This is a genomic window from Blautia sp. AF19-1 (assembly GCF_003479155.1).
Lineage (GTDB): Bacteria > Bacillota > Clostridia > Lachnospirales > Lachnospiraceae > Fusicatenibacter > Fusicatenibacter saccharivorans.
The window spans coordinates 1-12,809 of sequence record NZ_QUGQ01000020.1; the positions used below are offsets into that span (position 1 = coordinate 1).

Below are 12,809 nucleotides of genomic sequence, written 5' to 3' on the forward strand. Positions count from 1 at the left end.
ACTTCCGACTACTCTATTCTCCCCAGCATAGCTGGGGGATTAGACTTTTCATTAAAGCAAACGTGGCGAACCATAAAAGCAAATTGTTATCCTTAAGCATTAACATAAGTGCACAGTTGATTACAATCTAATGGAAACAGTAGATTCCATAGCTGTACTTGCCAATATACCCAATAGATGCAAGTACTTTTTCCCTCCAGACTCTCCACTGATGCATCTACAAAACAAGAACAGGCATCCAAGCATTAATCCTGCGTTTCCATTACAAACTATTCCTTCACATCTCAGCCAGTCATAAGACCGTTGCCTGCTGCTCACCACGGAGAGGTGTGTGAAGATTTGAGCAGCTTACTGTGTGGATGTATATCCACACAGCCTGATTTATGCTTTATAGCCCTTTTCGCAGATTACATTGACCACTTCATCCACATATTTCTGGCAGGTATCGTGCTCAGGCGCTTCCACCATAACACGCACCACCGGCTCGGTACCGGATTCACGCACCAAAATACGGCCAGTATCGCCCAGTGCATCGGTAACTTTACTTACTGCTTCCTGCACAGCCGGGTCGTTCTGTGCCGCCTTCTTATCCGTAACACGGACATTCTCCAGCACCTGCGGATAAATCTTCAGCGGGGAGGCCAGCTCGCTCATCGGCTTCTTCTTGGCCAGCATGACCTCCATCATCTTCAGGCTCGTCAGGATGCCATCGCCGGTGCTGGCGTACTTGCTGAAAATGATATGACCGCTCTGCTCACCGCCAATACGGCAGCCGTTCTTGGCCATATACTCGTAGACGTATTTGTCGCCCACGGCGGTCTTTGCGTAACCAATCCCCTGCTCGTCAAAAGCCTTGTACAGGCCAAAGTTGGACATAACTGTAGTGACAACGGTATTGGTCAGCAGCTTACCACGCTCTTTCATGTAGCAACCATAGATATACAGAATGTGGTCACCAGTGATGACATTGCCTTTCTCATCTACACACAGGCAACGATCCGCATCGCCGTCGTAAGCAAATCCAACATCCAGACCTTTTTCTACAACAAACTTTTGCAAACCCTCAATATGAGTAGAGCCTGCATCGTTATTGATGTTCAGTCCGTTGGGCTGGTTATTGATCACATAGGTATCTGCGCCGAGTGCGTCAAACACAGACTTCGCAATATTCCAAGAGCTGCCGTTGGCACAGTCAAGACCGACCTTGACGCCCTTGAAGGAATAGATACCCAGAGAAATCAGATAGCCCATATAGCGGTTGCGGCCTGCTACATAGTCCACCGTGCAGCCAATATGCTCTCGATGTGCAAACGGCAGCTCTGGCCAGTCCTGGTCGAACACATGGAGCTTACCATCAATGTAGTCCTCAACCAGCAGCAGCGTTTCTTCTGGCATCTTCTCACCGTAGCAGTCGATCAGCTTGATGCCATTGTCATAGTATGGATTATGGCTGGCGGAAATCATAATGCCGCAGTCAAAGTCATCCACACGGGCAATATAAGCCACCGACGGGGTGGTGGTAACATGGAGCAGATAGGCATCTGCACCAGATGCAGTCAGGCCTGCCACAAGGCTGTACTCAAACATATAAGAACTACGGCGAGTATCCTTACCAATAACAATACGAGCGGGCTCGTTATCTCCGTTACGCTCACGGAGAGCATTATAGTACCAGCCAAGAAAACGCCCTACCTTGTAGGCATGGTCAGCTGTCAAAGTAATTCCGGCTTCACCACGGAAGCCGTCTGTTCCAAAGTATTTTCCAATTATTTATTTTCCCCTCTTATTGCAAAAACGTAAGAACGAAGAAGTCTTCTCCCTAACAGCATTGTATCCCTCATTTATTATTGGATCTTTAAGAATCCACAAAATAATGTAATACAAGCCAAAAAAGACAATTGTCTGAGTAGCTAAATAAAAGAAAATATTATTCACTGAAAGAAGTTGTCCTGTAAAGATTTCAACTACGCAGGCAACAGCTATAGCGAAAAAATAGTTGTATGCTTTTATGCGCCTTAAAAGTTCTGCAATATATTTCTTGCATCCGATTCCCATCCAAATTGCATTCCAAACCTCTGTTATCAATGTACCTATTGCGGCTCCAAAAGCACCTAGTGATGGAATCAGAAGAAAGTTTAGAATCAAATTAATCCAAAGTCCTACAAATATACTCTGAGAATATCGATTTTCATTTTCATGAGGTATTAAAATCTGATTACCAAATATATTTGTAATACATAACACAATAATACACACAGAAAGAATAACCAATGTATTTGAAGCATCCAAATATTCTCTTCCGCAAAAGAAAAGAAGGAGTGGTTTAACATTAAACATAATAAAGATTGATAAAGGAATAGCAAGTACTAATGTAATCCGTAAAGATTTTTCTAACAAAGTGACTACTTTAGATTCATTTTTATTCTTTATATAAAATGTGATACGCGGTATCAAAACTGATGTTACAGCAGTTGACAAAGCCAAAACCAAATTCTTGATTTTAAGAGCCGCATTATATAAGCCAACAGCCTTCTCAGAATCAAGTATGCCAATCATAACCACATCGAAATTAGAATAAATAGTAATCATAACTGATGCTGAGAACAAGACAAAAATTGGCTTTAAATGCTTTTTAAAATCATGTTTCTCGCTCACCTGTCCCTTAAAAGAAATATATTTTCGTACATTCAAGAAATTGCAAATATAATTTGCTGCCGATGCAAATACTGTCACAAAACCGTACCATAAATAATCTTCCGAATTTCTTATAAGAAGAAATGTTAAAGCGACTGAAATAGTTTTAAACAGCAGCGAACGTTTTGTAATATATTCATATTCTTCAAGCGATTGATAGAGCCACTCAAATCCAATACTCGTCAGTATTATTGTAATGCTTTGAACAGCAAAGAGATAGCGATATTCATAAAACTTAGGATAGAAAGCAACGCCAATAAATAAAAGAATATATGCAACAATTGTAGCACACAAATTGATTACAAAGAGTTCATAAACCAAGCCAGATAGTTTTTCCTTATCATTGCGCACCTTCGCACATTCACGTAACCCGTAAGCCGGAATACCTAATGTTGCTATATAGCCAAAATACTGCAGCACCGAAGTTACAAAAGCGACTTTTCCGGTTCCAATGGGTCCTAAAACCCTTGCAACATAACTATACGTAAGTAAAGGAAACACACAATTTGACACTGTCAACAGTGTGCTCATAATGATGTTCTTTTTTATGGACTTCTCTCCCAATTTTTCAGTCTCCTTATTACAATAACAATTAAGAGAAACAAACCATCTTCTCTAATATAAATTCATTATTTCCCAAGTAATGCTTTTTTTAATCTTAGCTTAAGGCTTGTAATATAATACTCCTTAGAGGAAATCAGCTTATATTTATGTTTAATTTCATTACTTTCGATTGCCCCCACTAGTGATGAAGACATTCCACCAAGTGAAAAATTACTAACAATTTTCATAATAGGTATAAACGATACCTTTCTGCTAAAATAAAATTTTAAGAATAAATCGTAGTCTGCGGATGATTTGTATGTTTCATCATACATGCCCAAGTCAAGATACGTATCTCTTGTAACAAAACATGATGGGTGTGGTATCATAACTTTATTGAGAAACTCATAATTTATCATATAAATCTGATAAGGCTTATTATTCAGATAATTATATGTCATACCATACAGCACACTGTACTTTTCATGATTAAAACTATATACAATTGTTTGAAGCGCATCCGGCTCATACCAGTCATCGCTGTTTATGATGCCAACTAGTTCACCACTAGCCATTTTGATTCCTTTATTCATCGCATTATAGATGCCTGAATCTCTTTCACTAACTACTTTAAGCTTTGATCCAAAAGCGTTGCGGTATGCATCAATTATTTTCAAAGTGTCGTCCGTTGACATGCCATCAATTATAATATATTCATAATTACTATATGTCTGAGCAAGAACACTTTTTAGTGTACGTTCAATTGTTTTCTCGCTATTATAACAAGCTGTAATAATAGAAACTTTGTAGTTATCTGACATTATTTTCCTTCTCCATTTTTATCAACTGATTCTTTTCTTCTAATAGTAGTACGGACAATATAAAGATTCCAAATCCCGTTTCCCAGTACCAATGGATTTCATTAACAGATGTAATAATAAAAAACAGATAGAAAAACAGGAAATACGTTTCGTTCGTTTGTTTAAAAATATTAACTGACATTTTTATCAGTTTCCGCCAAATCATAATTACCCACATAGCTCCAAGAGTGCCATATATATATATATATCCAAAAACACCATTGTCTGAAAGAAATATTGCCTTATTATACCCTGCCGCTTCTAGTGCTTTTTGAATATATGGATAGCCTGCCCCTAATATCGGATGTTGTGCTATCATACTTAAATACAATTTACGTCCGTCCAGTCTAACACCGAAATGTCCATAGTCAGAAAAGCCAGATTTAATTTGATAAATTAAGTCCTGGGCCATGGTTGTATTGAGCAAAAGTACAAATAGAACAACACCTAAAAAAGTGTATACGATTTTAGTGTCTATCCCTGAACGTTTGATGTACATGGCCAAGGCAAGACAAATCAATAGAGCTATTGATGTTAGGCGAAATTTTTGAACAACCATGGTTTCAAATATTACTAATAAGCATGTTACTGCGGACAGTAATCTTTTCTGATGGCTTCTTTTTTTATCTAACAATTTGTCAGCTTCTACCATAAACAGAAAATCAAGCAACGTAGGCATGAAGTAAAATCTCAAGCCTCCGTATCGCGTGCTAGTGTTTACATGTAAAAACATAAATGATGGAGCTATCAAATACTGTAGAATAAACAAGAACAACTCTAAGAACGCAACAATTTTTAAGGCCTCAAAAAGAGTTGAGTACCTAATATTTCCACTTTCAAGTGCCTTTTTTATAAGAAAATAAATCAAGCACCATATTATAAGTCTCCTTTGTTGAATTAAACCGTCTATAATTGATTGTCCAAAAACAAGGTTGCTTTGAATACTACTTGTAAGAATCAAAGCAAAAAATAAGACAATATATAGATCCAAATTATATTCTATGTTAATTATTTTTTTCTTAGTTCGTAATGACTTAATCAAAGCGAACGTAAAAAAGACAAGTAAGCCAACATCAGATGGCTGCAGTTTCAGTATCTCAAATGCTTCATCTGCAAAATATAGAAATGACTGAATGCAAACAATCATAACCACTAGCACTAATTTATTTTTTGATATCTTCATTTCTTCAGACATTGATTTCCAAAGGTAAAATCACGTTTCTCCTTAAATTATATTGTAGTAGTTATTTAAGTCCCTCTCCAAGGACTATATGCTATAACCGACTTCATTGTCTGAGTATCCAGAATAAATCATATATACGATTATTCAATAGAAAACAGTTCTGTCTTTGAAGTTAATAGTTATAAGGCAATCATCTTAACATATGCCATTGAAGAGCCTTATAAATTGCATTAATTATCAGCATCTGTAAATCGACGTTCGATTGCTTAACATACGTAGGCTCTATACATCCTTTCCCTCCAACAAGATTAAGAATATCTGTGTTAGCTTCATATTTAAGTGGGCCTTTACTAGTGGATTTATTCATAATGTCAAGAATAGTATCATCTCGCAGATCCGAAATAAATTGCTCTATCGTACTGTACACCTTTCCATTGTTATTTTCATTAACCAATGAAGCAATATTCCCACTATCTGAATCTGTAATCACTAAACAGTTTGCCGAATAAGCCTCATGATAAGTATACGAATACGTCTCTGGGCAAAGCGACCACAAAAAAGCACAATTTATTCCATTATCAACTAAAGCTTCATACATTGCTTTAGGATTATCTGGTTTAACTTGTACATAAACATTAGTAACACCATCGATTTTTATATCAGATGTGCCAAAATAAAACAGCTCATATTCTAACTTTTCACTTTTAACTACATTTGCCACCTTAATCCATTCATTTTTTCCTTTGTTATCACCAAATTTCCCCAAAAAAGCAATCTTAATTTTATCATTCAGGTCTGGCACAAGAGTATTCACACCAAAAGCCTTTTGATGTGGCACAACAAAACAATGATTTTCTTGAACCAAATCCCCGAATGTCATAAGCCATAAATTCATAGCTATTTTCGATGGAGCAACAATATATAGGTTTTTAAAGCTACCTAATATTTTTCTTGTTTTTTGCTGGATACTTTTAATACCATGTACATATTGACAATCTATGCAATCATCACATGGCTTTGCTGTATATCCACAAAATCTACTTCCGTTTTCTAATAGATTGGGATGCTCACAGATTGAGTTATAATCATGCACAAAAAAATAGGTATTACATTTCGCAATACTTGATATTCTATTCAAAAATCGTATATTATTCTTTTTCAAATGATGAATATGAAATGCTATCATTTGCTTTTCACCGCGTTCGTATCGCATGAGCATTCTAATTATTTCTTCTTCATCAACAAGCTTCTGAAAGGAACCATCGATTACTAATGTATATATATTTCGCTTAATGCAATTAAATATCATTCCGCTTATTCCGCCAGGCTTTAATGGTGCAATTTGAATATATGATACACCAGCATTATTAAAAAGCTGACAATGCTCAGCTATAACTTTATCTACTCCACCATCTGCTTTAAGATAATTACCATAGGAGACTGCCAAAACATACTGATTGTTAATTTCATGAATTCTCATACATCTCACCTAGTAATTTTCTCTAAATACTTTCTTTTTAAATGCCCAGATTTCTCTCAATAGCCTAACATATATATAATTTGTATTTATCTTATAGCATGTTGTCCATATACGCTTAAAATCTTTCCTGTATTTGTCACTTAACTCTACAAGCCCATCCATGTATTTAAGATTTATTTTTCCTTTGCTAAAGTGATGTACATTCACCGGAACAACATAGACCGCACCTCCATTTTTACGGTTATACAGACACAACTCAACGGCATATAAATGCCAACTGTTGCATAATTTTTCGTCAAAATCGTGTCTAATATACGTTTCTTTTCTCATTCCAAACAGAAATTCATCCACGCAGGATACTTGAATTGGAGCTGAAACAGTAGTCAACAATCGAGGATCATATTTCTCCCCTGATGTATAGATACCTATATTTTCTTTCCTACCTTCAACCGCTCCCGCAACACCTAAAATTGTTCCTACTGGATAATCGGCTATATATTTAGCAAATAAGGAAAGTTCGTTTTGTGTCTTAAAAATAATATCTTGATGCGCAAAAACAAGAATATCACCCTTAGCTTTCAGAGCTCCAAAATTAAGTGCTTCTGCAGCCGATTTAAATTGATTGTTGACGTTATTTACAGGAACAAAGTCGTATGTGCACGCTTGGTCTGATAAAGTTTTCTTCAGCTGTTCATTCATTCTTTGTTTATCATTATATACACATATAACAGATATACTGTACTCCCTATTTTTATCCTCCATCATTTAAATCCATGTCACCTTTCTTCCGTTTTCATAGTCTTCTATTATTTTAGAAATTGCTAGGCTTGTTTCATATTCAATATTATAATTTCGTGTATTCTTTTCTATTGCCCTACTAAAAGTCACAAGTTCATAGCGGATTCCCTCTCCCTCAAGTTGATAGAAATATCTTTTATTCTCATTTGAATTTTCATACCTAACTTCAAAATAATCGGTCTTCCACCATGGCGCAGGTACATAAATGTAGCCTTTGGTTCCTGAAACGATAAGATTTCCTTCTGATTTTACTCCATCACCAACTTTAATTGAAGCAACTGCGTGTTCAAAAACAAAATCTATTTTGGTAAATAGATCAGAGAGTTGATTGTTTCGATATGAAACAATCCTTTTCGAAGTATAGTTCGTTCTTAATATACCAAATATCGGCAATAACGCTGTTGGGGCCCATTCATAAAATCCAGGCCAGTCTGAGTATTTATTGTTAGCAAAAGATTTCAAACTTGTACAAGTTGCATCAACTGAAACAACTCTTCCAATTTTCCCACTTTCAATTAATAAAAGTAATCTTTGATATGCTGTTGAATAAGCGGTCTTTATTCCTTCCATTAGGACCACCCCTCGTTCATTGGCCATACCAAACAAATGCTTGGTTTGATTGAAGTCTACCGCGATTGGTGACTCGCATAAAACATGTTTTCCGCACTCAATAGCATGTAAAATTTGACCATAGTGTAAACTCGGAAGAGAACGAATATAAACAGCGTCCACTTTTTTAAGAAAATCATCATAATTATCCGTTACTGTATCAACTGAAAGAACTCTATTATCTAAACCATTTTCTTCATCTGTACAAACGGCAACCACATCTACGCCATTTACATAATCACATTCACTATATACCTTGTTTAAAAAACTAGAACTACCAACCAGCCCAAGTCTAATAGAGTGTTGTATACTTCTTAATTCAGTACTCGAAATTCCTTCTGTTCGTTCCAGATACACTACTTTGCAGTATTCATTCAAATAATCGAATTTCCCTACCCAATCCGACCCAACTGTAAAAATATCCACATCATACCTGCGAATATCATCTATCTTTTGCCCCTCATATTCCTCCACAATGATCTTATCCGCAAGCCCTGTAGCACGAACTGCCTCAATGCGCTCCATCAATGACTGCTGCACATTGATTTTTCCGCGAGTTTTATCAAAGTCATCTGCCGTGACACCTACAATTAAATAATCACCCAGTGCTTTTGCGCGTTCCAATAGCTTAATATGACCATAGTGAAGCAAGTCATATGTACCATATGTAATCACTTTTACCATATCTTGCTTCCCTCCATATAATCAAAGAAGTCCACGCTTCTGTAAATCCTTAAAAGCATTCACAAGTGTAGTATTGTCCTCTTTTGTCAACGCACCAATATGACCAACCCGGAAAATGGTATCTTTCATTTCTCCGCCATTAGGACAAATCCAAATGCCATACTCATCTTTGAGCGTCATAAAAACATCGTAGGCCGAAACATTCAGCGGATGCAACGGTGTAACTGCGTTGGACATTGACTCAGAAACGACTTCAAGAGGCAATCCCTTAATCTTAGCTCTAAAATCTTGAGCAAGTTCCGCAATTTTCTTTGTTTCACTCTCAACACCACCTGCAGCTTCAATTTCTTTTAAACGCGCATTAATTTGACGCAAAGTTCCCACTGCTGGCGTAAAAGGTGTCTGTCCCCGCTCGCCATTTTTAAGAGCAGATTTTAGATTCAGATACATGCACTTCACATCACGCTCCTCTACACGCTTGACAGCTTCATCAGATAAGACAATAACCGATACACCCGGAGGACAAGCCAATGCTTTCTGGGAACCCGTAAGCATTACCTGTACACCAAGTTTGTTCATATCAAAGTCATCTGCAAGGAAGGAGCTAATGGCATCTACGACCAGAAAGATTCCGTTCTTCTTACAAAACTCACTGATCATCTCAATGTCATAGTGAACACCAGTTGAGGTTTCGTGTACATTAACGAGGAACCCAGTAAAGCCTTTCCCATCGTACATATCCAACTGTTCTTTTTTAAGTGCTTTACCTTTCTTCAGCTTGATTTCCTCATACGGAATCTCATGAATCTGGCACAACTCCACAAAACGCTGACCAAAGCTGCCGCCGTTTACGACTAGGACCTTATCCGTCTTATCAAAGACATTCATAACAGTTGCTTCCATAGCTGCCGTACCAGAACCAGTAATAAACACTACTCTAGCGTTATCGCCGGCTTTTGCAAATTTTTTCATCAACTTTTCATTTTCAAGCATGACAGCAGAAAACTCAGGCGTTCTAAAATATGGAACCTGTTCTGCGCCAATAGTGCGCACTGTATTATCTGACATTACCGGACCAACTGTAAAATTAAGCATTTTATCTATCCTCCACCTAACCAATATCGTTCTAGTTCTATAAAATCATCAAAACAAATAATAGAACTGTTATCTTTAACAAATTCTCTCCATTCAAGTTACCACTTCATAAAACTGGTAGCCGCTTTATAATCCTTGCAGGAACACCTGCCACCATTGTGTTTTCCTCAACATCTGTTGTAACAATAGCTCCTGCTGCCACAACACACCCTTTTCCTATTGTAACTCCTGGCAGAATGAGAACCTCTGCACCTATCCAGCACTTTTCCTTTATATGTATAGTTTTATATACGTCTTTACCTGCTCGTCTTCCCCCCCCCGTTGCACATTTCATGTGTTTCGCATATAAACTTAACGCCCATAGCTATGTCACAATCGTCTTCTATTATAATACGACCGCCTTGTCCTATTCCTGTATGAAACTCGCAAAATTTATTAATATAAACATTATTTCCTATTTCAACACGATTAGTCTGAAAGTATGTAGTTTTGGAAATTGTCGAATTATTTCCTACTCGAATACCTAGCAAATTCAATCCCACATTTGTGTACTTCTGTGGAAGCAATTTTATTATAACCGCTATAATCTTTTTCCATCCTTTATCAAGAAATCGCATTTTATCTTTCCTCAAAATCCATACGCAGAATATTTGCAATTATATTTCCGATTTCCTCTTCATTTCTCGTTGATAATTCACCAATGATTTGCTCGCGTTTTTGCTTTATAGTGTCCCCATTATTTAGATAATCAACTATCATTTTACAGATATCATGCGATTTATTTAAATGATAGAAGCCTTCATCCATTTTCTTACCTACAATATCAAAATTATCGCTTTTTCCACAATATATAATTGGTTTATCAAGGAGTAAAAACTCAATAAGCATCGATGAAAAATCGGAAATAATCAAATCCGCATTGCGACCCGATATCAAATAGTTTTCGCAATCATCAAATGATACATTTTTCATTAAATCAATACGATGCCTCAAATTTGCCACATCTATTTTGCTCATAACACCAAGCTTTAAAAAATTCTCAAACATCAACGGATGCGGGCGAATGACCAGAAATAAATTTTTATTACGTGGCATTTCAAAGAAATTCAAAAAAGGGTTAATAAACTCAAAAAAAGAAGTGCCATCATTAGCGAGACTTTCAACCGACCAACGTGGTGTCCACAAAATAGTAAATTTTTCTTTACCCTGAGCATTCTCACTCGTTTTCAATCTATTCACAACATCAAATCGAGGGTATCCAATATTATAAATTTTACGTAAGGTCTCGTTTCTAGCCAATTTTTTACAGTACTCATAAGAAGAGTCACCATCGCAGAATGTCATATAACAATATGGGAAGAAGTTCATGTTATATTCTATTTCTAAGTGATAGCCTTTGACAAATTCATATCCATAAGGAATATAGCAAATTCGAGTGTATCTTGATACAACAGCTGGCCTCAATTGCTCTGGATATTCCTTAGCATAAGGTCGAGTATAAAAAACATAATCCGGATGCAGCTGTTGCAAATCTATCCATTTTTTATTAATCTTATCGTACCCGTCAATTACATTTCTATTTTTTTTTCTTGCAAACTCAAATGCTGGATTATCTTTAATATTAGGATACTTGGGCAAAGTATAAATCCATACTTCTGTGTTCTGCATGCGATTAATTGCCTCATATACAGTTTTTGAGGAATTCCAGATTTCACTATATTCCAGAACAAACACTACACGCATTTTATCTTTGCTTTTTTTTATTTTATTTATGTTTTCCGCGTAGTTCTTTGTTCCTTTTTGATAGCTTATCATATAGTGAACTTGTCGAATTGGCTTTGCCATTTCTGAATAATACAGGCCTTTTATAATATTTTTTAAAGTGCTCATTCTTCCCCCTTCTTAGATACGGCCAAACAAAAATGCAGCCCTATATCCAATTTCATCAGTAAGAAATAGTCTAAACCGCCCCCGATAAAAAACTTTCTTCACCTTTTTGTCCATTGTATTAGGTTGAGCGAATAATTCAATTATTCTCTTATTTTCTTGTGACATATTTTCCAGGTCATGAACATTTAAGTAATTGATTGTATCCTGAATAGAAGCCATTCCATCCTTCTGCAAATATATTTTATTTGCCATATTTAATAGCCTATGAAACTTCCCGGCCGGATTCATTCCAACCGTCGTTGCTGATGCATGTCGTCTGTATTTTGCACACGGTTCTGAAGAATAAATCACGATACCCTTTGCAGCACAATAAATTTTCATGAAGGTATCTTTAAAATCGTTTCCACCATTTTGTACAACAGTTCGCATAACATCTCTAAGACAATTGTTAAATAGAAAAGTCATTCCCATAGCTTCTCCGCCTAATAACATTTCCTGAAGTGAATATTTCGCAACGGTAGGCTTTTTGTGGTCTATAAACCTTGCATTCCTTATATAATTCAAATTTCCATCATAATAATCAACTGCGGAGTAGAAAAGTGATGGCTTGCTTTCTTCACCAAACTTTTCGATTGCTTTAACTGCTTTTTCTATTTTATCTTCATTCCAGACATCGTCCTGATCACAAAACGCATAGTAATCGGCTTTTGGAATTTCAAGAAGCGTGTTAATAAAACACATTGGATACCTTAAGCTTTTTTTACTAAATAATTCGAATTCAATCGTTCCTCGTTTATGCTCAACATATTCTTTTATGATATCAAGTGTTTTATCACTAGAGCCATCATCATGAATATAGACCTTAATATTTTTATATGTTTGTTTTCTTAAACTTTCCAACTGTTCAGATAAGTATCTTTCTCCATTATATGTAGCTAAAATTATTGCAACTTTTTTCATTTATTCTCATCCT

General features: G+C 36.2%; 11 protein-coding genes. All 11 read right to left on the bottom strand.

What is annotated here, in order from left to right:
- Positions 1-381: 381 nt before the first annotated feature.
- Positions 382-1,767 (bottom strand): phosphoglucosamine mutase, encoded by a 1,386-nt coding sequence (glmM, locus tag DWX26_RS12830; protein WP_118601568.1) that lies wholly within the window; start codon positions 1,765-1,767, stop codon positions 382-384.
- Positions 1,768-1,770: 3 nt separating this feature from the next.
- Positions 1,771-3,258 carry a flippase gene (locus DWX26_RS12835; RefSeq protein WP_118601569.1) on the bottom strand — a complete coding sequence of 496 codons (1,488 nt, stop codon included), beginning with the start codon at positions 3,256-3,258 and terminating at the stop codon, positions 1,771-1,773.
- A 65-nt stretch (positions 3,259-3,323) separates the two neighbouring features.
- The gene (locus DWX26_RS12840) at positions 3,324-4,058 is read right to left on the bottom strand and encodes a glycosyltransferase family 2 protein (RefSeq protein ID WP_118601570.1); all 735 of its coding nucleotides are present in this window, start codon (positions 4,056-4,058) and stop codon (positions 3,324-3,326) included.
- The gene (locus tag DWX26_RS12845) at positions 4,048-5,292 is read right to left on the bottom strand and encodes a hypothetical protein (protein WP_118601571.1); all 1,245 of its coding nucleotides are present in this window, start codon (positions 5,290-5,292) and stop codon (positions 4,048-4,050) included. The genes DWX26_RS12840 and DWX26_RS12845 overlap by 11 nt, the downstream gene beginning before the upstream one ends.
- Positions 5,293-5,470: 178 nt before the next feature.
- A complete protein-coding gene (locus DWX26_RS12850) occupies positions 5,471-6,760 on the bottom strand; it encodes a hypothetical protein (RefSeq protein ID WP_118601572.1) in 1,290 nt (429 codons plus the stop codon).
- Positions 6,761-6,769: 9 nt separating this feature from the next.
- Positions 6,770-7,525, bottom strand: a complete 756-nt coding sequence (locus tag DWX26_RS12855) for a glycosyltransferase (RefSeq protein WP_118601573.1) — start codon at positions 7,523-7,525, stop codon at positions 6,770-6,772.
- Positions 7,526-8,851, bottom strand: coding sequence for an adenylyltransferase/cytidyltransferase family protein (locus tag DWX26_RS12860; RefSeq protein WP_118601574.1), 1,326 nt, complete (start codon positions 8,849-8,851; stop codon positions 7,526-7,528).
- 21 nt (positions 8,852-8,872) lie between these two features.
- Positions 8,873-9,946 carry a pyridoxal-phosphate-dependent aminotransferase family protein gene (locus tag DWX26_RS12865; RefSeq protein WP_118601575.1) on the bottom strand — a complete coding sequence of 358 codons (1,074 nt, stop codon included), beginning with the start codon at positions 9,944-9,946 and terminating at the stop codon, positions 8,873-8,875.
- 106 nt (positions 9,947-10,052) lie between these two features.
- A complete protein-coding gene (locus DWX26_RS12870) occupies positions 10,053-10,280 on the bottom strand; it encodes a DapH/DapD/GlmU-related protein (protein ID WP_118601576.1) in 228 nt (75 codons plus the stop codon).
- A gap of 284 nt (positions 10,281-10,564) precedes the next feature.
- Positions 10,565-11,836 (bottom strand): CDP-glycerol glycerophosphotransferase family protein, encoded by a 1,272-nt coding sequence (locus tag DWX26_RS12880; protein WP_118601578.1) that lies wholly within the window; start codon positions 11,834-11,836, stop codon positions 10,565-10,567.
- 12 nt (positions 11,837-11,848) lie between these two features.
- Positions 11,849-12,796 (bottom strand): glycosyltransferase, encoded by a 948-nt coding sequence (locus DWX26_RS12885; RefSeq protein WP_118601579.1) that lies wholly within the window; start codon positions 12,794-12,796, stop codon positions 11,849-11,851.
- Positions 12,797-12,809: the final 13 nt, after the last annotated feature.

Excerpts from the sequence above, each read along its gene's own strand:
- DWX26_RS12840 (WP_118601570.1), bottom strand. The coding sequence starts at position 4,058 with ATGTCAGATAACTACAAAGTTTCTATTATTACAGCTTGTTATAATAGC.
- DWX26_RS12845 (WP_118601571.1), bottom strand. The coding sequence starts at position 5,292 with ATGTCTGAAGAAATGAAGATATCAAAAAATAAATTAGTGCTAGTGGTT.
- DWX26_RS12850 (WP_118601572.1), bottom strand. The coding sequence starts at position 6,760 with ATGAGAATTCATGAAATTAACAATCAGTATGTTTTGGCAGTCTCCTAT.
- DWX26_RS12855 (WP_118601573.1), bottom strand. The coding sequence starts at position 7,525 with ATGATGGAGGATAAAAATAGGGAGTACAGTATATCTGTTATATGTGTA.
- DWX26_RS12860 (WP_118601574.1), bottom strand. The coding sequence starts at position 8,851 with ATGGTAAAAGTGATTACATATGGTACATATGACTTGCTTCACTATGGT.
- DWX26_RS12865 (WP_118601575.1), bottom strand. The coding sequence starts at position 9,946 with ATGCTTAATTTTACAGTTGGTCCGGTAATGTCAGATAATACAGTGCGC.
- DWX26_RS12870 (WP_118601576.1), bottom strand. The coding sequence starts at position 10,280 with ATGAAATGTGCAACGGGGGGGGGAAGACGAGCAGGTAAAGACGTATAT.
- DWX26_RS12880 (WP_118601578.1), bottom strand. The coding sequence starts at position 11,836 with ATGAGCACTTTAAAAAATATTATAAAAGGCCTGTATTATTCAGAAATG.
- DWX26_RS12885 (WP_118601579.1), bottom strand. The coding sequence starts at position 12,796 with ATGAAAAAAGTTGCAATAATTTTAGCTACATATAATGGAGAAAGATAC.